At 48.2% G+C, this 23,189-nt stretch carries 23 protein-coding genes; 1 reads left to right on the top strand and 22 read right to left on the bottom strand.

Annotated features, from left to right (window positions below; all coding sequences use genetic code 11):
- Positions 1-9: 9 nt before the first annotated feature.
- Genes BLW68_RS11870 through BLW68_RS11855 form a run of 4 tightly spaced genes read right to left on the bottom strand, consistent with a single transcriptional unit; the run spans position 10 to position 2,437 of the window.
- The gene (locus tag BLW68_RS11870; RefSeq protein WP_092793515.1) at positions 10-384 is read right to left on the bottom strand and encodes a hypothetical protein; all 375 of its coding nucleotides are present in this window, start codon (positions 382-384) and stop codon (positions 10-12) included.
- Positions 384-941, bottom strand: coding sequence for a hypothetical protein (locus tag BLW68_RS11865; RefSeq protein ID WP_245728327.1), 558 nt, complete (start codon positions 939-941; stop codon positions 384-386). The genes BLW68_RS11870 and BLW68_RS11865 overlap by 1 nt, the downstream gene beginning before the upstream one ends.
- Positions 942-1,565 carry a LysE family translocator gene (locus tag BLW68_RS11860; RefSeq protein WP_092793514.1) on the bottom strand — a complete coding sequence of 208 codons (624 nt, stop codon included), beginning with the start codon at positions 1,563-1,565 and terminating at the stop codon, positions 942-944.
- 32 nt (positions 1,566-1,597) lie between these two features.
- A complete protein-coding gene (locus BLW68_RS11855) occupies positions 1,598-2,437 on the bottom strand; it encodes a type 2 periplasmic-binding domain-containing protein (protein ID WP_092793513.1) in 840 nt (279 codons plus the stop codon).
- 135 nt (positions 2,438-2,572) lie between these two features.
- Between BLW68_RS11855 and BLW68_RS11850 the strand changes: the two genes are divergently transcribed.
- The gene (locus BLW68_RS11850) at positions 2,573-2,767 is read left to right on the top strand and encodes a DUF3185 family protein (RefSeq protein WP_092793512.1); all 195 of its coding nucleotides are present in this window, start codon (positions 2,573-2,575) and stop codon (positions 2,765-2,767) included.
- Positions 2,768-2,824: 57 nt separating this feature from the next.
- Here BLW68_RS11850 and glnS read toward each other — a convergent pair whose 3' ends face one another.
- From glnS to BLW68_RS11760, 18 genes are all read right to left on the bottom strand, one after another.
- Positions 2,825-4,492, bottom strand: a complete 1,668-nt coding sequence (gene glnS / locus BLW68_RS11845; RefSeq protein WP_092793629.1) for a glutamine--tRNA ligase — start codon at positions 4,490-4,492, stop codon at positions 2,825-2,827.
- Positions 4,493-4,666: 174 nt separating this feature from the next.
- Positions 4,667-6,670, bottom strand: coding sequence for an LTA synthase family protein (locus BLW68_RS11840; RefSeq protein WP_092793511.1), 2,004 nt, complete (start codon positions 6,668-6,670; stop codon positions 4,667-4,669).
- An 86-nt stretch (positions 6,671-6,756) separates the two neighbouring features.
- Positions 6,757-7,479 carry a hypothetical protein gene (locus tag BLW68_RS11835; RefSeq protein ID WP_092793510.1) on the bottom strand — a complete coding sequence of 241 codons (723 nt, stop codon included), beginning with the start codon at positions 7,477-7,479 and terminating at the stop codon, positions 6,757-6,759.
- Complete coding sequence (locus tag BLW68_RS11830) at positions 7,476-8,219, bottom strand: hypothetical protein (RefSeq protein ID WP_092793509.1); 744 nt, start codon at positions 8,217-8,219, stop codon at positions 7,476-7,478. Before BLW68_RS11830 ends, BLW68_RS11835 begins: the two co-directional genes overlap by 4 nt.
- Positions 8,209-8,544: a cupredoxin domain-containing protein gene (locus BLW68_RS11825; protein ID WP_092793508.1), complete on the bottom strand. Its 336-nt coding sequence runs from the start codon at positions 8,542-8,544 to the stop codon at positions 8,209-8,211. Before BLW68_RS11825 ends, BLW68_RS11830 begins: the two co-directional genes overlap by 11 nt.
- Positions 8,545-8,588: 44 nt before the next feature.
- Positions 8,589-9,890: an ATP-binding protein gene (locus BLW68_RS11820; RefSeq protein WP_092793507.1), complete on the bottom strand. Its 1,302-nt coding sequence runs from the start codon at positions 9,888-9,890 to the stop codon at positions 8,589-8,591.
- Positions 9,891-9,897: 7 nt separating this feature from the next.
- Positions 9,898-10,557: a response regulator gene (locus tag BLW68_RS11815; protein ID WP_092793506.1), complete on the bottom strand. Its 660-nt coding sequence runs from the start codon at positions 10,555-10,557 to the stop codon at positions 9,898-9,900.
- Between the two features lie 33 nt (positions 10,558-10,590).
- Positions 10,591-11,259: a tetratricopeptide repeat protein gene (locus BLW68_RS11810; protein WP_245728326.1), complete on the bottom strand. Its 669-nt coding sequence runs from the start codon at positions 11,257-11,259 to the stop codon at positions 10,591-10,593.
- A gap of 10 nt (positions 11,260-11,269) precedes the next feature.
- Positions 11,270-12,055: an SDR family oxidoreductase gene (locus BLW68_RS11805; RefSeq protein ID WP_092793505.1), complete on the bottom strand. Its 786-nt coding sequence runs from the start codon at positions 12,053-12,055 to the stop codon at positions 11,270-11,272.
- Positions 12,052-12,744: an iron-containing redox enzyme family protein gene (locus BLW68_RS11800; RefSeq protein ID WP_092793504.1), complete on the bottom strand. Its 693-nt coding sequence runs from the start codon at positions 12,742-12,744 to the stop codon at positions 12,052-12,054. The genes BLW68_RS11805 and BLW68_RS11800 overlap by 4 nt, the downstream gene beginning before the upstream one ends.
- Complete coding sequence (locus BLW68_RS11795; RefSeq protein WP_092793503.1) at positions 12,719-14,206, bottom strand: AMP-binding protein; 1,488 nt, start codon at positions 14,204-14,206, stop codon at positions 12,719-12,721. The genes BLW68_RS11800 and BLW68_RS11795 overlap by 26 nt, the downstream gene beginning before the upstream one ends.
- A complete protein-coding gene (locus BLW68_RS11790) occupies positions 14,206-14,910 on the bottom strand; it encodes a thermostable hemolysin (protein ID WP_092793501.1) in 705 nt (234 codons plus the stop codon). The genes BLW68_RS11795 and BLW68_RS11790 overlap by 1 nt, the downstream gene beginning before the upstream one ends.
- An 85-nt stretch (positions 14,911-14,995) precedes the next feature.
- Entirely contained in the window at positions 14,996-16,048 is a 1,053-nt protein-coding gene (gene nadR / locus BLW68_RS11785; protein ID WP_092793499.1) for a multifunctional transcriptional regulator/nicotinamide-nucleotide adenylyltransferase/ribosylnicotinamide kinase NadR, read from the bottom strand.
- Between the two features lie 82 nt (positions 16,049-16,130).
- On the bottom strand, positions 16,131-16,781 hold the full coding sequence (locus tag BLW68_RS11780; protein WP_092793497.1) for a glutathione S-transferase family protein: 651 nt from the start codon (positions 16,779-16,781) through the stop codon (positions 16,131-16,133).
- Between the two features lie 79 nt (positions 16,782-16,860).
- Positions 16,861-17,733: a succinate--CoA ligase subunit alpha gene (gene sucD, locus BLW68_RS11775; RefSeq protein WP_008899439.1), complete on the bottom strand. Its 873-nt coding sequence runs from the start codon at positions 17,731-17,733 to the stop codon at positions 16,861-16,863.
- Positions 17,734-17,743: 10 nt separating this feature from the next.
- Entirely contained in the window at positions 17,744-18,910 is a 1,167-nt protein-coding gene (gene sucC / locus BLW68_RS11770; RefSeq protein ID WP_068231452.1) for an ADP-forming succinate--CoA ligase subunit beta, read from the bottom strand.
- 145 nt (positions 18,911-19,055) lie between these two features.
- The gene (gene odhB, locus BLW68_RS11765) at positions 19,056-20,261 is read right to left on the bottom strand and encodes a 2-oxoglutarate dehydrogenase complex dihydrolipoyllysine-residue succinyltransferase (protein WP_092793495.1); all 1,206 of its coding nucleotides are present in this window, start codon (positions 20,259-20,261) and stop codon (positions 19,056-19,058) included.
- A 66-nt stretch (positions 20,262-20,327) separates the two neighbouring features.
- Positions 20,328-23,138 carry a 2-oxoglutarate dehydrogenase E1 component gene (locus BLW68_RS11760; RefSeq protein WP_092793492.1) on the bottom strand — a complete coding sequence of 937 codons (2,811 nt, stop codon included), beginning with the start codon at positions 23,136-23,138 and terminating at the stop codon, positions 20,328-20,330.
- Between the last annotated feature and the right edge of the window lie 51 nt (positions 23,139-23,189).

Here is a 23,189-nt window from a genome sequence, read left to right as displayed (position 1 = left end):
AGTTAATGCTCAGCTAAAAAATAAGGCGGCTATTATACTTTTAAGTACACGCAGGCCAAGGTAGGTGGTTGCCAACAGCAGCAGCGTGATCAGCAGCGCCAGCAGATAGTAAAACAGCCTTACCAGGTTGGTTTTAAGCTTCAGCAGCAGGCCTTGTCCGCTGATTACCACCGGCAACTCACGGTTAAATAAACCGGCCCATAACCACAGCAGCAAACTGCTTACGGCTAACAGCACACTGCTTAGTTGCCAGCGCTGCGCCTGTTCCACAGTAGCGGCAAATAATAACCAGCCAAAAGCGGCTACCGCCAAAATGCATAACAGCAAAAAAAAAGGCCGCAGTGGATACAGTCGCCGTGCCCAACGCCGGTAAAACGCCAGCATCAGCCGTGCTCCAGTACAGTTAGCGTGGAGGGATACAGTGCCAGAATGCCGCTTTGGCCCTGCATATCGCCGATTAACCAGATTTGTTCAAACGGGTGGCGTTTGGGCATATGCAATTGATGGTAATGCTGCAAAATTTCGCGCCTTGTCCACAGCGGATTAGCATTGCGGATCACCAACCAAACCCGCTCGGTATGGTAGGTTTTTTCTGCTTTATTACTGATCAGCCGGTTCAGTGCCGTCAGCAAACGATGTTGCACCGGGGTGCGCAGCAATGCCAACAGCTCTTTGTGGGTGTTACTGCCAAGCTCGCGGCCGAGAATATGCATTGCTTCCACTTCACTGCCATACAAGTGGGCAATTTCCAAATCCAGCTTTTGCTCGTCGTAGTAACAGGATACATCCGGCCGCGCCGGCTCGTTATGCCAGATATGGCGCATAGCAATACCAAAGCGCTGTTCGTACAAGCGCATAAATAACCTTGCCGCTTCATGCTCCAGCTTTATTTTTTCCGCACTGCCATTCATCTGCACAAAACCCAAACTATCAAACCACAATTACATTGCCGGCATAAAATAATAATGCCAGATTTCAAGCACAACCGGCACTACCGACAACAGTAAAATAATGGCCATGCAAATATTAAATATACGCTGAAACAGAGGTTTAGTTAGCACTGCTCTGAGGGCTGCACCAAATACCAGCCAGGCCCCCACACAAGGAAAAGCAACCAGTAAAAAAGCGGCGGTAATTACGCTCACTTCCAGCCAATATACGCCCCCTACCGTGGTAAAAGCGGCGACAGCACCACTGGCCATTACCCAGGCTTTGCCATTAACCCATTGAAACAATGCAGCCTGTATAAAGCTAAATGGCTTACTTTTGCCCTTTTCTATTGCTTTGGGTTCGGCGCTGGCAATGTGCCAGGCCAGCCAGATAAGATACACAACCCCCACCACTTTAATCAGTTGATGCAGGTGCGGATAACGCTCGAACACAACGCCAAACCCCAGCCCCACCAGCAGCACCATCAGCGGAAAACCTAAACATATGCCCAGCCAGTGCGGCACACTGGCTTTAATGCCATAGTTTACGCCAGATGACATAATCATCACGTTATTAGGACCAGGTGTAATAGTGGTAGAAAAGGCAAAAAACAACACCGCTAAAAATAGCTCCATCGTACATCCAGAGGTTAGGCAAAGTGTGATACTTACTGCGGATAATACCAGAGTCGGCTATCTTTAATAGGCGTTTGTGCAGGCAAAAGCGGATTCTCCAACTTTATTATTTGCCGTTTATCCAGCTGTAGCTCGGCCAGATGGTTGGCGAAAAACTGATAAAAAAGCCGATCAAAAGTACCATCAGCAATAATTTTATGCAGCCCGCTTTCAATGTCCTGTGCTAACTGCTTATTGGCATAATTAACAAAAAAATAGCTGGCTGTGGGGTAATAAATAACCCAGTTTTGCTCAGTTACTATATTACGCTCAGTAAGCAGTGCGGCTTCATCAGCAATTTCCAGCGCATTACGTGGCACCGCATCCACCCGGCCTTTTTCCAGCATCGAAAATAAATTGTCGTAACCGGCTGCGCCAATCACCGAAAAGCCATTAAGTTGCAGTACCTTGGCATCAACCCAGTCATGGCCCTGTGCATACACCAGGCGGCGGATCTGCTCTGGTTTAGCAGTGGGTGCAAACTTAGCTTGCTGATCTTTGCGGATCAGCATAATACGATAACCGCTTAGGCCCTTAAAAATAGGAATGCGAATAGGTCGTAAATCCAGTTCACGCTCAACAGAGGTCATCGTCCACAGTACATCCAGCTCGGCCTGTTCTTTTAAAAACACTATACTGCGTGATTTAGACATACGCTCAGACGAGCTTTGCAGCTGATACTGCCGCTCCGATTGTGCCAGTGCCAGCTCCAGCAACGCTAGCGGATAAACAGACCGCGGATCTTCAACATGCGCAATTGCCGGGTATCGTACTAACTCTGCCGCCCCGGCAAACGCGGGCAGAAAAAAACAAAGTAAAATGATACGTATCACTATTTTTCACCGGATAACTGTGCCATGTTATCACTGAAGTATTATCCAATTTGCTGCAAATAGTCAGCATAAACTTGATATTTACTTGAGAATATCGAACAACAGTGTGATAAAGAGAGAAGGCAGGAGATAAACATGAATAAAATTCTGGGTTTAGCAATTTTAGTCGCCGGTGTCATTTTGTTATATTTTGGTTACAATGAATATAATTCAGCTGCTTCTCAGGTAACTGAGGTGGTAACAGGCAGCCCAACTGATAACGCCATCTGGTTTTTGATTGGCGGTGCTATAGCTGCAATTGTGGGTTTGGGTGTGTTACTGAAAAAATAACCCGCTTAACTTAAAGGCCGCAGTATCTGCGGCCTTTAGTTGTCTGACTGAAGAGAATTATTCCTCTTCTTTACCCCAACTGTCCCGCAGCCCTACGGTACGGTTAAATACCAGCTTGTTAGGATTGCTGTCTTTATTATCTGCACAGTAATAGCCTTCACGCTCAAACTGATAGGCCTGCTCTGCTTTAGCCGTTTTTAGTGATGGCTCCACCAAACCTTGTTTAATCACTAACGACTGCGCATTAATCACCTGCAGGAAGTCGTCTTCTGCTGCCGGGTTAGCCACGCTGAACAACCGGTCATATACACGAAACTCAGCTGGCACTGCGTGTTTAGCTTCAACCCAATGAATTACGCCGCGTACTTTACGCCCATCAGCCGGGTTTTCACCCAGGGTTTCCGGTAAGTAACTGCATTTTAATTCAACAATATTACCTTCGCTGTCTTTTACCATTTCATCAGCATGGATCACATAGGCATTACGCAAACGAACATCGCCGTTTAATACCAGGCGTTTATACTTCTTGTTGGCCTCTTCGCGAAAATCGGCACGGTCGATATACACTACCGGTCCAAACGGCAGTTTGCGGCTGCCCATGGTTTCATCTTTCGGATGATTTGGCGCCTCAACCCACTCAACGCCATCGGCCGGAAAGTTAGTAATAGTTACTTTCAGCGGATCAAGCACCGCCATAGCACGTGGTGCAGCTGCATCTAAATCTTCGCGGATACAGGCTTCCAGTGCGCTCATTTCAATTACATTGTCTTGCTTGGTAACCCCGATGCGTTTGGCAAACTCACGAATAGCCGCTGGCGTGTAACCACGACGGCGTAAACCAGCAATGGTTGGCATACGTGGGTCGTCCCAACCGGATACAACGTTTTTTTCTACCAGCGTTTGCAGTTTACGTTTGCTCATTACTGCAAATTCCAGATTTAAGCGTGAAAACTCAATCTGCTGCGGGTGACAGGCAATAGTAATGTTATCCAAAATCCAGTCATATAAACGGCGGTTATCCTGAAACTCCAGTGTACACAGTGAGTGTGTAACCCCCTCCAGCGCATCAGAAATACAGTGGGTGAAGTCGTACATCGGGTAAATGCACCACTTGTCACCGGTTTGATGGTGATGGGCAAACTTAACGCGGTAAATTACCGGGTCGCGCATAACCATAAAGCTGGATGTCATATCAATTTTGGCGCGCAGCGAACACTCGCCCTCTTTAAAACCACCGGCCCGCATTTTTTCAAACAGCGCCAGGTTTTCCGCCGGGCTGGTATCCCGTGTCGGGCTGGGTTTACCCGGTTGGGTTAAATTGCCACGGTACTCACGCATTTGTTCGCCATTTAAAAAGCAAACATAAGCCAGGCCTTTGTTAATTAATTCAACTGCATAGCCATATAATGTATCAAAGTAATCTGAAGAATAACGTACAGCGCCATCCCACTGAAAGCCCAGCCAGTTCACGTCGTGCGAAATGGAATTCACAAACTCGACGTTTTCTTTTTCCGGGTTAGTATCATCAAACCGCAGGTTGCATTTACCCTGATAATCCTGGGCAATACCAAAATTCAGGCAGATAGATTTAGCATGGCCAATGTGTAAGTAACCATTGGGTTCAGGCGGAAACCGGGTTTGCACAGCACTGTGTTTACCGGAGGCTAAATCAGTATCAATGATCTGACGAATAAAATTAGTTGGGCGATGTTCAACGTCCGCCATAAAATTCAAATCCCTATCTGAAAAACCAGCGCGGCTGCACTGGCTAAAATTACTGAAATATGGCGGCATTATAACAGCAGAAATGCTTCTGACTACCGCCTGCCAGGTCTAATTATTCTGGTTGAATTAAAATAAACACAGGTAGTAGGTAACGGTAGAGAATTCCACCGCAGATCAGTTTACTGGTAACGATGGGGAACAAAGCGCCGTGCTGGCATTTTTCTGTTCCCGATATAAGTAGGATGGTAATTGCACCAAAGCCAACGCTGTATTTTTATCTGCCTGAGAAACTGCCCGCCCGCTTATACTGAGCTTTTGTTGCCGGAATCGATACGTGGCTTCTACACTTTTTCCGTCAGGCTTGAGGATCACCAGTTTGTCGCCCTGCATCAGAGCAAAATAATCCCCAAACTGTAACAAAGCCCGGCCGGGGCTGGTTTTATCCAGAGTAAAATCCCGTCCTGTCATGGTATGACAACTGGATACGCCTATCATGGACAACAAGGTGGGTGCTAAATCAATCTGGCTGGCCAACATTTGTAGCTTTTCGGCTTGGATGCCAGGTCCTAAAATTAACCCGGGGATATGAAATTTATCTACAGGGATCAGGCTATCGCCGTATACCCTGTTATCATGATCGGCAACAATTAAAAACACTGTATCCTGCCAATAGTCACTTTGTTGTGCCTGCCGGAAAAACTGGCCCATTGCCCAATCAGCGTATTTCACCGCATTATTTACTGTATATTTTGGAGCTTCGTGCAACGTTATACGGCCATCGGGAAACTCAAAAGGCTCGTGATTACTGGAAGTAAAAATCAGGCTGAAAAACGGTTGATTTTGCTGATGTAGAGCGGTTAATTGTTGGTGTGCCGTATTAAATAAGTCTTCATCGCTGACTCCCCAACTACCAGTAAATACAGGGTTAGCCATTTGGCTTTGATCTACAATTTGCTGCATTCCGTTACCGGTAAAAAAGCTGCGCATATTATCAAAATGCGCTTCGCCGCCATAGATAAACTGGGTGTGATAGCCCTGAGCTTTTAGAATTGATGCAAGAGTAGTAAAGTGTTGCTGACTGTTGGATAATTTCACTGTGCTTTGCGCAGGTGTGGGTGGAAACCCCGCTACAACTGCTTCAATACCGCGCACTGATCGGGTGCCTGTTGCATATAAATTCTCAAACCATAATCCCTGCTGTTTCAGCTTATCCAGCTCAGGTGTTACGGCTTCGCCACCTAAAGATTGCACAAAAGTGGCCCCCATACTTTCTTGCAGCACAATAACCAGATTCAGCGGCTTAGCACGTTTTACCGTGGCTTGTTGCCAGTGTACTGTCGGGTAATCCGGATTGCTAAACTGATAAGTCTTTAACCAGGGCCAGTCCAGACTCAACTTCAGCATCTGCTCTGTAGGCAAGCGGCCATAGATTTCGCTAGAATGTGCTTCATGCTTTAAATTATAAATGGCATAAAGTACTGAATAAGCAGAATTTAAAACCAACGAGTTGACCATAGCATCGGCAGTAATTGCAAAAATTGCAGGATTAGCAGGCCGATGATCAGTAGTAGAGCGGATACCGGCAAGAAGCAGCAACACCGCCAGAGCCCACATACCCATAGTTTTAACAGCAGACCACTGCTTTAAACTGCATTGCCCCAGCAGAAATACACGCCGTATCAACCAGGCCAGAGTGACTGTCGCAATAATGCCCAGAACTAAAGATAAACGAAAACCAAACCATAACGTTGACAACACTTCTTTGGGGTACTTCAGGTACTCCACAAAAAGCCGGTTTGGCCGCACATCATATTGCAAAATAAAGGCCGGTGACGCCAGTTCCATAAATACCAATAGCACCAAAGCGCCAAGGCACCACAAATAACTAAACTGAAACCAGAGGTTACCCATAGCGCGAACTGAAGCCAGTGGAATAAGCAGCACAGGCACCAGCAGCAACAAGCCCATCATAATAATGTCAGCCCTGACACCTTGCAATAATACCTGCCACAGCAAACCAGTTTGCTCTACTCTATCATATTGCCATAGCACTAAAGCCAAGCGGCTCAGACTAAGCAACACTAACCCAAGCACCGCAGTACGGATTAAATAACGGTAAGGACCAAGGCAAAACCATGAGGAGAAAACAGGCGCTTTTATAGTTTTTATTGCAGACATGAACCAGCCTCAGAAAATATTTAAAGGCCAGCATAGAAGTGAAAACTTAAGAGAGCCTTAAGATTTTAACTCTCTAAGAGATTGTTTTAAAACTCATACTCCAGCGCAAAACGTAAAGTACGATCAACCGTATCGTTATCAATCGCCATAATTACTGCCAACTCCCATTTTAACTGTTTTTGCTTATCAAACTTATGCACGCCCATTAAGCTTGGGCCTGCGCCTTTGTAATTTTCACCGACATACAGTTCAATAGCCGGTTGTATGGCAGGCCGCCAACGGTAACGGTACTGCGCCCTGAATTCAGCCTCCCACTCTGAATTGAGCGTTTTACCCCATTCATACACAGCCAGCATATTTAGTGTCAGGCTGGTGGGGCCAAACTCTTTTTCCATTAAAAGCCCGGTAGTAAACTCATAATTATCCTGGTTGTTTTGCCGCTCCAGTTCAAACAACATGCCCCAGTCGGCACTATACTGGCCTTGTTCTGTCAGCATCCAGCGCAGCTCCAGCTCATAGCCAGACAGCTTATAATCTTCAGGGCTTACTCTGTCAGCTACCAGATAAATTTCCAGTGCGGCGCGCTCAGCTACCGAAAAACCATAACCCAGCTTTTGCCCCATAGTGTTGTTGTCGGGGTGATCAGCCTGGCGCTGATAAAAGTAGCGGTACTCAACACCGCGTTCCAACGCCTGCACATAAGGATGATATACCTTGTCTACTACCCGGCCATCGGCCAGGCTATGCCCGCTTACCAGCAACATCAGAGCACCAGAGACCGCATAAAACACTGAAGGGGAAAACCTCATTGCGCACTCCTTATATTATTTTGCAGGTTGCGACTACACCAGAGCAATAGCCCCAGGCCAGCAGTATATGCCAGGCCTTGCGATAAAACCGGGGTGGCTTCATACCCCATTAAAGCCTGCAAAAAGAAACCTAACTCAGATTGCTCCGGCAGCCATTGTCCGGTTTGCCATAACTGTGGGCCTGCGGGCAGCCAGTCGGATTGAATAAGCAACGCTGATGCCATCATCAGCTGGCGAACTCCAAGTAGCGACAGAAGCAGCCTGTAACTGAGCATACGCCATTGTTGTAACTCGGTTAGCAGGTAGTACCAAAGCACGGCAATACTGCTGCCAATACCTACACCTAAGGCCATACCCAAAAGTAAAGCAGACGGGTCGGTATTGCCCTGAGTGGGCAACCAGATATACAGTAGTAAGTTGCTGCCATTAATACTAAGCAAACAGGCACAGGCAAAGGCCGACAACTGCATTGCAACAGCGCGCTTAGCGGTAGCCATACACAGTAGTACAAAGCAGCCGGTGTATAACAGGCTGTACAATAACTCCAGCCCAAAGCCATCAAGTTGCTCAGAGATCCACAGCATATTGCTGCTAAAAAGTGCCAACATCAGCACGGCTGGAAAAGAAAACAGCAGAATAAACCGCTGCCACCGGCTTCTGTGCCACACCAGCAAAGTAGCCAACAGTAAAAACAGTGGCAACAACTCGCGTAAAAACATCAGCACGGTATTAATTAGCATTGTCGGCCCTACGCTGTTGCCACTGCTCTTCGGGTAGTGCTATCAGCACCCCCTGGGCACTGTCGGAATTATATTCGCCAAAAAAATGGTATTGGCCAGGTTGCAGTGGCCCTATAAACAAAGTCGCTTTGCTATTGCCTAAAATGACCTTTTCCCGATTTAAGCTAAAGCTTTCAAATTCCTCAGGTGATGGGTCCTGGTTTAACACCAGCAGTTTTATTTTTTCACCGGCCGGCACATAAAGCACCGACGGGTGAAACAAGTGATCTCTAATCTGCAATTCAAATAGCGCGGGCTCTGCCAGCACAGGCAAAGCCAGACTCATTAATGCAAGATGTTGCCAGGGTATTCCCTTTATCCTGTTTAATTTCACAAAGGCAGTTCCACTGTCACTTTTAAGCCGCTGAGAGAATCTGAGGCACCAAGGCGCACCTGGCCCTGATGCAAATTAACGATATCGCGCACTATAGCCAAACCTAAACCAGAACCCAAAGTGCCCGATTGATGCCTGTCACCACCTACCCGGTAGAACCGATCGAATACCCTGCTGTATTCTTCTGGCGCTATACCAGGGCCGTTATCCTGCACCGTCAGTACCGCTTTTTCGGCATGGGTCGTTAGCTCCAGTTGAATAGCACCACCGGCCTGGGTGTATTTACTGGCGTTGCCTACCAGGTTACTGACTAGCAACCGTAACGCAAAAGCATCGCCTTTTAGCGATAAGTGCTCAAGCCCAATAAGCTCAATCTGTTGCTGCTTTTTCTCAATCTGTGGGTACCAGTCGGCAACTACCTGGCGGCATAAGCCGGCTAAATCCAGTTGTTCGGTACGGGCCTGAAAATGTTCCGGGTTAGTGCGGTTTAACAGCATAATTTGTTCTATCAGGGCACTCATACGTTCAACACCGGCCCGTAACGCCAGCATAGAACCTTGCGGATCAGCAATACCCGATTGCTGCCATTGCTGTGAGGCATTATGTAAATTCACCTGCAATACACTCAAAGGTGTACGCAGCTCATGAGCAACATCAGAGGCAAAGCGTTTTTCCCTTTCAAAAGCCTCCGCTAACCGGGTAAATAGCAGATTGGTGGTTTTCAGCATCTGGTCTAATTCAGCAGGTACCTGCTCCAGCTCTACCGGTGTTAAGTCATTGGCTTTTTTTGACGCTAGCTGAGCAGAAAAGCGTTTAATTGGCGACAGTGCTTTGCTCACCACCAGCCAAATCAGTAATGCCTGTAGCGGTAAGCTAAGTACCACAGGATAAATTGATGCGGTAATCACTTCATCCGCCAGTTGCTGGCGTTGCTGCAGTGGCTGGGCCACTATCACAGTCAGCAATGCTGTTGGCGTTTGGTGAAACACCCGCCATCTTTTGCCAGCAAAATTATGCTCGCTAAAACCCGCGGTTTCTGACATGGGCGTTTCAGGAGCTAAAGGGCTGCGGTACACCAATTGATTGTTTTGCCAAACCTGCAGTGCCAGCCCCAACTCTTGCTGCGAGCCAGCCTGATATTGCTGCGCCAGACTGGACGCCAGCACTTGTAAATCCTGATCAAACAACGCCTCAGCCCTACTGGCACTTTGCCTGTAGCTTTGTAAAGCGGCTAAAAAACTGATTAAAGTAAAAAGCGCAATAAGGACAGTCACTAAATAGCGGCGAAGTGAACTCATAGCAGGTTCATCCCACGCTCACGCTATAGCCCACACCACGTAACGTTTTAATAAAATCTTTCGGTAGTTTTTTGCGTAAATTGGAAATATGCACTTCTAGTGCATTACTGGCCACTTCCTCCCCCCAGGCATACAGGCTGGCTTCCAGTTGTTCGCGGGTCTTTATCCGCCCGGCTGATTCCATCAACTCTTTGAGCAGCATAAACTCGCGGCGCGATAAGCTAACAGCTTCATCTTCTACCCGTACCAGATGCGCGCTGGTATCCAGTTCTACCTGCTGCAGCTTAATTAAATGCGTGGCCGCTGTGCCAAGACGCCGCTCTATCACCCGCAAACGGGCGAAAAGCTCCGGCATTGCGAAAGGTTTTACCAGATAATCATCAGCGCCTAAATCCAGGCCCCGAATACGATCGTCGATACCATCTCGGGCGGTAAGTACCAACACCGGCAGATTGCCCTCTCTCTGCCGGCTTTGTTTGAGTAAATCCAGGCCGTCCATATCCGGCAGGCCCAGATCGAGGATCACCGCGTCGCAATCTTTGGCTTTAATGCTGCTTAACGCATGCTTACCTGTACTGACATGATTAACCACAAAACCCTGAGCGGATAACGCCAGCAGCAAACCTTTGGCTAAATCTAAATCGTCTTCTACCAGTAACAGTCTCATTGCCTCTCCAGCCTTCGTACTTGAAGCTGCCGTTTAACGTTTTAGTTTTTTAACCACTTTTGCTTCCAGTGCAGCAAGCTCCTGCAACCGGCCCTGATCGGCAGTCTGACGCTCCGGGCGGGGCGGTGCCTGCCTGGCCTTTTCAATGTAGCTCAAGGCCGCTTTATAGTCGCGCTTTTGCGTTAAAAATTCTGCATAAAAATAATTAGGATCAATACCTTGTGGATTAACAGTTAAAGCCTTTTCCAGCATCAGTTTTGCTGTTTTATCACTGCCAAAACTAATAGGCCAGCCCGGCACTTTATAATACAACACGCCTAAACTGGTATAAGCCGAACCTTGTAACGCCTGGCTATCCAATTGCAATGCCGCTTCCAGATCAGTTTTTGCCCCCTCGGCAAGCGACACCGCGCCCAAACCACCTTTAGCACCGGCATAACTGGATTTAATAATACCACGCCAGATCAGTGCTTCCGCCTTATCAGGGTTAGCGGCCACAACAGCATTAGCTTGCTCCAGCAGTAGAGAAAACGCGTGTTCTTTTTGCTCGTCACTTATGCCGTAATTTACTTCTGCCCAGCGGTCCTGCAGGGGTTTAATATCCTGCAGGACATCGGCCTCAGCTGCAGCGGTCAGCAATAACGCCGAGGCTACCGCCAGCAACTGTGCCATTTTATAAAAAGCTTGCGTCATTGTGCTCATAGTTACCTCGCTAATGGTTTTTGCCCTCGGCAAATAATTCGATTACTGTTAATTTACTTTTTAAAGCCATATCTACCAGTGCCGGAAAAACCCCATTCAGACGGACAAAAATTCGTTCAGGCCAGCCAAGAAAACGGCGTAGCTCGTTGGACTTCAGTTGTTTAATCAGCTCTTCAGCCACCCAAACCGGGCTATCCATGCTATTGCCAAGCTGTTGGTTCAGCTGCACTACATCGCTGGAATTAATACTGGTTTCTGTGGCTCTTGGCGCAAAATACTTCACCTGAATATCGCTGCCCGCCAGTTCACGCTGCAAGGCTTCCGTAAAACCGCGTAAGCCAAATTTAGTGGCGCAATAGCCGGTAAAGCCGGGGTGGCCGATGCTGCCAAAGGCTGAGCCCACATTAACTATCTGGCCCTTACGCTGGCGTAACACCGGTAAGAACAGCTGACAAAGCTGCATAGGTACCAGTAAATTAATGCTGATCAGATCATTGAACTGCTGTTGCTGGCATAAACCAAACTGGCTGATACCGGCATTATTAATCAGCACATCTATACCGCCGTGCTGCTGGCAAAACTGCAGTAAGTCTTGTTGCTCGGCCGTACTGGTTAAGTCGCAGCAATACATCAGGGGTTCAACTGCCAGTTGGTGTTGTAACACTTTTAATTTTGTCGCAGAGCGCCCGGTCAGAATAAGCCTGGCCCCTGCAGCGCTTAACTTTCTGGCCACTTCAGCACCTATTCCACCGGTTGCACCGGTGAGCAGCACCGTTTTACCGGCTAAAAAGTTCATGCTACGCACTCCTCTGCCTGCATTTTTATGCTCAGGCCGTGAGGCTGTTCCAGACTACGGAATACATCGCCGTATAAGTGAAAAAAGCGTTTGGCACTGTGAATAATCAGAGCCTGATCAGCCGGTTCAGTAATTTTATCCATCAGGCTTTTGAAAAACTTTATATGGTCCTGATCTAAAGCACCGTGTGAGTTTAAATAGGTAAAAGCTTTACGTGGCAGCTGCAAAGTAGCGGCAATTTTGGCGGCCGCTTGCTCAGCTAATGCGATGGAAGTGCCTTCAAGCACCAGTACCATGCCAAAAAAACACAATGGATTAACCCGGCGCACTGAATCATAGGCATAAGACACCATCAGCTCAGTGGCAAAAGCCGGCGTGCTGGTACGGGCCTGCTCTTTGTCATAACCACAGGCGGCTATGTCATCTAGTACCCATTCCTGATGACCCAGCTCTTCTTCAATATATTCAGCCACAGCTTCGCGTAACCATTCTTTTGATTCTGGCAGTAAAGCACCAACCGACATTAACAGTGGTACTGTGTGTTTAACATGGTGATAAGCCTGGGTTAAAAAAGCCACATAATGATCCAGCGTAAAGTCGCCGGCAAAAGTGCGGCGGATCATCGGAGCGTCCAGCAAATAAGCCCGCTCTGCTTGCGTTGCGTTAACCAACGTTTGATAAAAACTCATAGGACTCTCCAATTGCTGTAGTAGGTACAAATAAATCATGAATTTGACGTTGGTATTTTTTAACCACCTCAGCACGGCGCGGCCGGCCATTGGCTGTTAAGGTGCCATCTGCCACAGATAAAGGCTGGGTTAGCAGGTGATAAGCTTTTATTTGCGCATAGTCTGGTAGTTGCAGGTTCACCTGCTGCAGATAGGCAGGCAACAACGCTGCCGACTTGGGATCAGCAAGGTATAAAAGTGCCGCACAGTAAGGCTTGGCATCGCCAACCAACACCGCCTGGCGAATTAAACCGCTTTGTGTAAGCAAGGCTTCAGGCCATTCCGGTGAAATATTTCGGCCCAGGCTGGAAATAAGTAAGTTTTTACGCCGCCCCAGAATGCGTAACTGCCCTTTTGCATTCAGCTCGCCTAAATCACCGGTAAAAACCTTATTGCCAGCAGAGGCTGCATCGCCCAAATAGCCCAAAAAAGGTTGGTTTACGACAATTTCGCCATCGATAATCTCGATATCACGATGCGCTAACGGCAAACCGACTAATTCGAGTTCCAAGGCGGTACTTTGCCGGGCATCAAAACCTGATAGCGCGACCACAGATGCACATTCACTTAAGCCATAGCCCTGGAACACGGGCAATCCAAGCCGTGACGCCTGCAGCAGTAGCGCAACAGAAACATGAGCACCTCCTACAGCGATAAATTGCAGTGACGGCGGAGCTTGCCAGCCCTGAGTTCTCGCCATCACCAGCAGTTGCAGTAATTCCGGTACTAAAATCAGACTTTTGGGTGCTACGCTAGTTATAAGCTGAAGTAAAGCCTGTGGGCTAACCAACTGGCTCCCGTTAAAACCGCGCATTAAATCCGGTGCAATCAGCACCTCGCCACCCGCTAACAATGGCGCATAAATACCTGCGATGTTTTCCAATAGCGTACTTAAAGGCAATAAACACAGGTGTTTAGGTGAAGGTTGTTTAATACGTTCAATAAGGCTGTGCGCCACATCAAGCTGACTTTTTGCCGATAAACACACACCTTTTGGCTGTCCGGTTGAACCTGAAGTAAAGGTGATTTTTTGACAACCCGGTGTAATAGCTGCACCAGAGCCGGCTAATTCACGGCGATACATTAATAAATCACCGACTTGTTCCAACAGGGTAAATTCGGCTGTCAGTTGCTCAGTATCTGAAATATAAATATCTGGCTGCAACTGCGACATCACGTGCGTCAGTTGGCTACCAGTCAAATAAGTTGGCAGTGGCACCAATAATAAATCTGCATCCAGACAGGCTAAATCTAGCAGCGCCCACTGCGCTGAGCTATTGGCAGCCAACGCAATACGCCGCGCACCATAGCCTGATAATAGTTCCTGCCAGAAGCGCATCTGTTTTTTGATCTGGGCTTGCGGGTAACTTATCCCCGTTGCCAGATCGCGCAGCATAGCCGTCACGGGTAATTCAATACGCATTAGCAATCTCCTTCCGGCAAACGGGCAACTAACTGATGTAACTGCGGCCAGTGCTGATGCGCTAAAGCAGTGAGCTTCTCTTCGCGATGAATAAGCCGGGTCACGGCGGCTAAATCCATCACGCACACTTTTGGATTGGTGTCGTAGTAGGTTCCCCAACTCGCCGCCTGTTCACCTAAAGCATCCGCTTTTGCCTCAGCCAATTCGGTCAGCTCAATGCCATGGCGGCTTAAAATACCGCGTACCTGTGTCGTGGCGGCACATAATAAATAGCGGTAATTTAACTGGTCCAGCGCATAAGCCATCAGTACGAAGAGTTGTAATAAGCTTTGCGGGTTTGACGCATACAAATGGCCAATTTCTATCAGCTGGCGACGCTCAGCAGACAAACCGTGAGTGGCAAGTAATTGCTCTACGGCATCGGGCAAGTATTGCTCAATAAACAACGGAGTTTTAGCAGCACTGCGCAATCCCAATACGGCCTGCCACTCACCATTGCGGCTTACACCTAATAAATTAGGCATAAAATGCTGCACTTTAGCCTGATAGTTAGTAGCAAAACCTTGTTGAATAAATTGCTGCAATGAACTGCGTTGTGGCTGATCAGGTAACACTAACTGTAAGCAACTTTCGCCGGGCTCAGTTACGACGTTGTTGACGCTTGTACTACCGCTGAGTTTGGCGCTGTGCATAAGACTGGTCATAACGGGCTCCTGTTTTACCGTTGTAACCAGTCTGTACGGGAATACTTAAAGTAACCTTAAAACAATGTCAGGCGGGGGATTTATTTTATATCGCTGATCCAGCATTGTCATAAAGCGACTTTTCAACTGCCGCGATACAGTCTTCAAGGCGTTGATAGTAGTCTGGCGCATCAATCGCGCAAAAGTTACTAACATCAAAACCGTAGCTTTGGTACAGCGCCATCAACTGATCAAAACTCAATTCGCGGGTAGCCTGATCGCCGAGCTCGCGCATACCATCGGCTACCCATGGCACTGTGGGTTTAAGCGCGATCACCAGATCGTACTTGGCTGGATCAATAAAACTTTCTACCCTGCTGGCCACCTGGCCTAAAAATACCTGGCTGAAAAATGCCGTAACGACGGCATCGGTATCAAAAAAGCAGACCTTGTTGGCGCTACGTAAGGCGGTTAAATCCTGCTCGTACTGCAAATGCGTTATGCGGTTAAAATCTTCCAGATCAAATAAGTCACCATTGCCGCCAACAACATCATGCTGATAATCACGGCCCAGCTCTTCTGACCAAGACGTGCAATACACTTTGGCCAATTTGCGTGTCAGCGTAGTTTTACCGCAAGACTCCGGCCCGGTGATCAGCACCTTACGGGCGAAAAATGGCCTGGCAGAGCCGGCGATATAGTCCCAGTGCAAATACGGGTGATTACGAATTTCTGTGCCGCTAATGGGCCATTGGGTACGCTGTGGGTCCAGCACTTTATATTCAATACCAGGAAAATACCGGCAGTGGCCTTCGCGGTAACTTTCTTCACCGCCATAAATCACGCCAAAAGGCTGTGGCACAGTTTGTTTAAGCAGCGAGGCGTAAGCGCCCCAGCCTTGTGGGAAAGGCGCCATCGCATCTTCATTTTGCAGCAGCACCTCGATACCCAGCCCCTGTAATTCCTGCGATAACCAGCGCTGGCGCAATACACCACTGATATAAGCAATACCGGCGCTTTTACACAGTTGCCCATCTTCCTGCGTACGCTTACTGATCACCACATACAGCTTGTCACACAAAGCATGGGCGCGCAGTATCGCGGTAATATGGCCGCGGTGCGGTGGTAAAAACTTGCCCGGAAATACCCCTACTTTCATCTTGCCGCTCTACTTAGATTACCATTACCGGCACCGTACACCGAAATCAGTAAAAAGGCTATGCAGCGACCTTACAGATTATTCAACCTTCCCAGCCGTCGCTAAACGGAAAGCGTTTACGCCAGAAAGTCTGTAATGCCGACAAAGCATCTACCTGTTTAACAACCTTTGCCATAGCGGGCGCTTCGCTGTAAAAACGTTTGCGTCCGGGTGTCCAGCGACTGGCCACGGCGACATAGATATCCAGCACGCTCAGCTGATCCCCGAGCAGAAAACAACCTGGTGTCAGTTGGCGGTCCATGACCTGCCAGCAATAGGCTATACGCTCTGCGGTACGTTGCTGCAACTGCGGATATAATGCGGTGTTTGGCCCCATCAACCGTTCAGGCTCGTCCCGTACCCAATACATGGAATATATCGCAGCCGGAATAAAGCTCATCCAACGCAAAAACTGTGCTCGTGTTGCCGTGCCGGGTAATGGTGCCAGTGCCGCTTCAGGATGTTGCTCGGTTAGCCATAATAAAATGGCGGCACTTTCGGTTATCACCTGCTCTTGCGGTGTTATTAACACCGGCAACTGCCGCATTGGGTTTACCGCCGCCACTTTGTTGCGTTGGTGCTCTCCTTCCCAGGTTGGCGCCTCTACCAGCACCTGATAGGGTGCACCAATCAGCTCAAGTGTGGCTTCAACGGCTACCGAGCCTGAACCTGCCGCGCCGTAAATGTTGTACATAACCCCTCCTTAATCTAAATCAGCAGAGATAAAAAAACCCGCTACATAAGCGGGTTTTTATAAGCTAAATCAACAGCTGTTACCAGCCGGTCAATTCTTTCAGTGCTTTACCGATATCGGCTAAGCTCTTAACAGTTTTAACACCGGCGTCTTCCAGCGCAGCGAACTTCTCGTCAGCTGTACCTTTACCACCAGAGATGATAGCGCCTGCGTGGCCCATGCGCTTACCAGCTGGTGCAGTAACACCGGCGATGTAAGACACAACTGGCTTAGTCACGTGTTGCTTGATATAAGCAGCCGCTTCTTCTTCAGCTGAACCACCGATTTCACCGATCATAACGATGGCTTCAGTTTGTGGATCGTCCTGGAATAATTTCAGGATGTCGATGAAGTTAGAACCTGGGATTGGGTCGCCACCGATACCAACACAGGTAGACTGGCCGAAACCGTAATCGGTAGTTTGTTTTACTGCTTCATAGGTCAGAGTACCTGAACGTGAAACAATACCTACTTTACCCGGCAAGTGAATGTGGCCTGGCATAATACCAATTTTACATTCGCCTGGCGTGATAACGCCCGGACAGTTAGGGCCAATTAAGCGTACGCCTAATTCGTCACAACGTACTTTAGCGTCCAGCATATCCAGTGTAGGAATGCCTTCAGTAATACATACGATCAGCTTGATGCCACCGTTTGCCGCTTCCAGGATAGAGTCTTTACAAAAAGCAGCTGGTACGTAGATCACTGATGCTTCTGCACCAGTCGCTTCTACGGCTTCTTTTACAGTATTGAATACTGGTAAACCTAAGTGAGTTTGACCGCCTTTACCCGGAGTCACACCACCAACCATTTTAGTGCCGTAGGCAATGGCTTGTTCAGAGTGAAAAGTACCCTGAGCACCCGTGAAGCCCTGACAAATTACTTTGGTATCTTTATTAATTAAAACGCTCATTGATAACCCCTTATGCCTTAGCCGCTGCAGCAACTACTTGCTTGGCAGCGCTAGTCAGGTCTGTGTCAGCGATAATATTCAGGCCGCTTTCAGACAGCACTTTAGCACCCAGCTCTGCATTATTACCTTGCAGACGTACAACCACAGGCACTTTAACGCCAACTTCTTTTACTGCGCCAATAACACCTTCAGCAATCATATCGCAACGTACGATACCGCCGAAAATGTTGATGAATACCGCTTTAACTGCAGTATCAGACAGGATAATTTTGAACGCTTCAACTACGCGCTCTTTGGTTGCGCCGCCGCCAACGTCCAGGAAGTTAGCTGGTTGGCCACCGTGTAATTTAACGATGTCCATAGTACCCATAGCTAAACCTGCACCGTTAACCATACAGCCGATGTCGCCACCTAAAGCTACATAGTTCAATTCCCATGAAGCAGCATGTGCTTCACGTGGATCTTCTTGTGATGGGTCCTGCATTTCTTTCAATTCAGGGTGACGGTACAGTGCATTACCATCGATAACCAGTTTGGCATCTAAGCAGTGCAGATCGCCGGCAGGAGTAATAACCAGTGGGTTTACTTCTAACAGAGCCAGATCTTTTTCCTGGAACAGTTTAGCCAGGCCCATAAAGATTTTTACGAACTGGTTAATTTGCTTGCCTTCCAGGCCTAATTTGAATGCTAACTCACGGCCCTGGAATGGCTGAGCGCCTACCAATGGGTCGATTGCTGCTTTCAGAATTTTTTCTGGTGTTTCGTGGGCTACGGTTTCAATTTCCACGCCACCTTCAGTAGAGGCCATAAACACGATACGACGTGAAGAGCGATCTACTACTGCACCTAAGTACAGTTCTTTAGCGATATCTGTACAAGGTTCAACCAGGATACGGCTAACCGGCTGACCTTTTTCGTCAGTTTGGTAAGTCACCAGGTTCTTGCCAAGCCATTTTTCTGCGAAAGCTTTGATATCTTCTTTGCTCTTAACCAGCTTTACGCCGCCCGCTTTACCGCGGCCGCCAGCGTGAACCTGGGCTTTAACAACAAACATATCGCCGCCGATTTTATCTGCAGCTGCTACCGCTTCTTCAACTGTAGCTGCGGCAATGCCTTTAGATACAGGCAAACCATATTGGGCAAACAGTTGCTTACCCTGATACTCGTGCAAATTCATGGCTATTTTCCGTTCATTTGAATATGAAAGCTGCACTGTTTAGTACAGCCTGACTTTGATCGGCGCATATTATAGTGCCAACCGGTTCGATAAAAAATGCTGTTGTCAAAAAACAACAGCATTTTTGCTTACTTTTGCCGAATAATCAGATATCCAGCAGGATACGGGTTGGATCTTCAAGTAATTCTTTAATGGTTACCAGGAAGCCTACAGACTCTTTACCGTCGATAATACGGTGGTCGTAAGACAGCGCCAGATACATCATTGGCAGAATTTCCATCTTGCCATCGACTACCATTACGCGATCCTGGATTTTGTGCATGCCCAGAATAGCAGATTGTGGCGGGTTGATAATCGGTGTAGACATCAGCGAGCCAAATACACCACCGTTAGTGATAGTGAAGTTACCGCCGGTTAAGTCGTCCATAGACAGCTTGCCGTCACGGCCTTTTAACGCTAAGTCTTTGATGGCTTTTTCAATTTCAGCCAGATTCATTTTATCGCAATCACGTAATACCGGTGTTACCAGGCCACGTGGCGTAGACACCGCAATGCTGACGTCAAAGTAGTTGTGATACACAATGTCATCGCCGTCAATAGCAGCATTTACTTCAGGGAAACGCTTCAGCGCTTCAGTTACCGCTTTAACATAGAACGACATAAAGCCTAAACGGATACCGTGACGCTTCTCAAACACGTCCTGGTATTGTTTACGCAGATCCATAATTGGCTTCATGTTCACTTCGTTAAACGTCGTTAACATGGCGGTTGAATTTTTTGCTTCCAGCAGACGGTTAGCGATGGTTTTGCGTAAACGTGTCATAGGCACACGTTTCTGGCTACGATCACCCGCTACTGCAGTTGGGGCAGAGGCAGCTGGCGCTGCAGTTTTCGCTGGGGCACCGGCGACAAACTTTTCTACGTCTTCTTTAGTCACACGGCCATTTTTGCCAGTGCCTTTAATTTTGCTGGCGTCTAAGCCTTTTTCAGCAATCATGCGACGCACAGACGGGCTTAGAGCATCATCATTACTGTCGTCTGAACCTGTAGCAGGCGCGGCATCAGCTTTGGCATCGTCTTTCTTCGCTGGGGCGTCATCTTTTTTCGCCGCTGGTGCACCACCGGCTTCCATTTTACCAATAACTTCTTCAGCAGTTACGGTAGCACCAGTGTCATGAATGATTTCGCCCATTACGCCATCGGCCTGAGCAACAACTTCAAGTACCACTTTGTCGGTTTCAATATCAACTAATACCTGATCACGTGTTACGGCTTCGCCTGCTTTAACGTGCCAGGTGGCGATGGTTGCATCTGCAACGGATTCTGGAAGTACGGGTACTTTAATTTCCACTTTTTCACCTTTTACCGGTTGGTCTTATTTCGTTTAACCGGCCCGTTATACAGGCCGGACAATCAATTATTTAATAGTCAAAGCGTCGTTAACCAGCGCCTGTTGCTGCTTGTTATGCACCGACAGATAACCTACCGCAGGCGACGATGAAGCATCGCGGCCGGCGTAAGTGAGATAACCCGCTTTAGGAATAGCAGCACGGAAATGGTGCTGGCTGCAATACCAGGCGCCCTGATTCTGCGGCTCTTCCTGACACCAGACGAAGTCAGTCACATGCTGATACTGGCTTAATACTTCTGCCATTTCGTCATGTGGGAATGGGTACAGCTGTTCAACACGGACTATAGCCACATCTTTTTGTTCGCGCTTGCGACGCTCTTCCAGTAATTCGTAGTACACCTTACCGCTACAGAACACCACACGCTTCACATCAGCTGGTTTAATATCATCTATCTCGCCAATTACGTTGTGGAACTTGCCAGCGGCCAGCTCTTCCAGCGTAGAAGTTGCCAGAGGGTGGCGCAGCAATGATTTGGGCGACATAACAATTAGCGGACGACGCATTGGCCGTACCATCTGACGGCGTAACATATTAAATACCTGCGCCGGCGTAGTCGGGATACAAACCTGCATATTGTGATCAGCACATAATTGCAGGAAGCGCTCCAGACGGGCTGAAGAATGCTCCGGGCCCTGGCCTTCGTAGCCGTGCGGCAACAGTAAGGTTAAGCCACACAAGCGGCCCCACTTTTGCTCGCCTGAGCTTAAGAACTGGTCAATTACCACCTGAGCACCGTTGGCAAAATCACCAAACTGGCCTTCCCAAATAACCATTGCCCGTGGCTCTGCCGTGGCATAACCGTATTCAAACGCCAATACGGCTTCTTCTGACAACGCAGAATCATATACCTGGAACGGGCCTTGTTGCTCACTGATATGTTCCAGTGGCGTATGGGTGCTGCCATCCGTTTGGTTGTGCAATACCGCGTGGCGATGGAAGAAAGTACCACGGCCCGAGTCCTGTCCCACAATACGGATACGGCTGCCCTCGGCAACAGTTGAGGCATAGGCCAGAATTTCAGCAAAGCCCCAGTCGATTTTTTTCTCACCAGAGAGCATTAAGGCACGGTCTTCATACACACGGCCAACCTGACGTTGCAAGGTATGCGATTGTGGAATGCTGGTCGCCTTTTTGCCCAGCTCTACCAGTTTTTCTACCGATACGCTGGCATCATAAGTGGCATCCCAGTCATGGCCCAAGAACGGAGTCCAGTCAACTGACGTTTCGGTCATTGGCCGCCACTCTTCCACCACGCAATCGCCTTTATCCAGCGCGTTGCGGTACTGCTCAGTCATCTCACTGATTTGCTCAGTGCTGAATAAGCCTTCAGCTACCAGCTTTTGTGCATAAATTTCACGTGGCGTTGGGTGTTTTTTAATTTTCTGGTACATCAACGGCTGCGTTGCATTTGGCTCATCCGCTTCGTTATGGCCATTACGGCGGTAACATACCAGGTCAATTACCACATCACGCTTAAAGGTATTACGGTAATCTACTGCCAGCTGCGCTACAAACACTACGGCTTCAGGATCATCACCATTTACATGGAAAATCGGCGCCTGTACCATTTTAGCGATGTCAGTACAGTATTCCGTCGAGCGGGTATCTTCCTGTTTAGATGTAGTAAAACCAACCTGGTTATTAATGACTAAACGGATGGTACCGCCCACTTTAAAGGCGCGGGTTTGCGAAATATTAAAGGTTTCAGCTACCACACCCTGGCCGGCAAAGGCTGAATCACCGTGAATAGTGATTGGCAATGCCAGTGAGCCGTCGGTACAACCACGACGGTCTAAACGTGCGCGTACTGAGCCCATCACCACCGGGTTTACAATTTCCAGGTGCGACGGGTTAAACGCCAGCGCCAAATGCACATTGCCGCCTTTGGTTTCAAAATCAGATGAGAAACCCATATGGTATTTCACATCACCGGCGCCCACTACTTCATACTTACCGGCAAACTCATCAAACAATTTTGACGGGTTTTTACCCAGTACGTTAATTAAGGTGTTTAAACGGCCACGGTGCGCCATACCAATAACGCAGTCTTTAGCACCCTGCTCACCGGCGCGGTGGATCATGGCCTTCAGCATCGGGATCATGGCATCGCCACCTTCCAGGCCAAAGCGTTTGGCACCCGGGAATTTCGATGACAAATACTTCTCTAAACCGTCAGCAGCAACCAGACCATTTAAAATATGGGTCTTGGCAGCTTTATCATAAGAAGGTGCTGACTGAATGGATTCTAAACGCTGTTGGATCCAGCGTTTTTCATCGGTAGAGACAATGTGCATATACTCAGCACCGATAGAACCACAGTAGGTTTTTTCCAGTGCTTTGTGCAATTCGCCCAGTTTCATGGTTTCTTTGCCAATGGCAAAGGAACCAACATTAAACTCGGTATCGTAATCACTTTCTGATAAGTCGTGGTAAGACAGCTCTAAATCACGCACACGTGATTGCTTCCACAGGCCTAGCGGGTCAAGGTTAGCTTGCTGATGGCCGCGAAAGCGGTAAGAGTTAATCAGCTGCAATACTTTAACCTGACGACTGTCCGCAGCTGTACCGGAATTGACCACCACCACTTCGCGGTGTTTATTACGGGCCAAATCTGCAAATTGCTGCCTGACATCAGAGTGACGGGTTTCAAGATCGACGCCGTCAAGTTTTGGCAACTTGGCGAAAAACTCCCGCCATTCGTCACCAACGCTGGTAGGTTCAGCTAAGTAGGATTCATAGAGCTCATCAACGTAGGCCATATTGCCGCCGCCAAGATGAGAAGACTCTAACCACGCCTTCATTACACCTTCGTGCATTTAGTTTCCCTTAATTTCCGCGCACCTGGAAAAAGTAGCAAAAAAACAGCC

It is taken from the genome of Rheinheimera pacifica, from assembly GCF_900108485.1.
GTDB classification, from domain to species: Bacteria; Pseudomonadota; Gammaproteobacteria; order Enterobacterales; family Alteromonadaceae; genus Alishewanella; species Alishewanella pacifica.
This window is presented reverse-complemented; position numbering and strand designations above follow the sequence as displayed.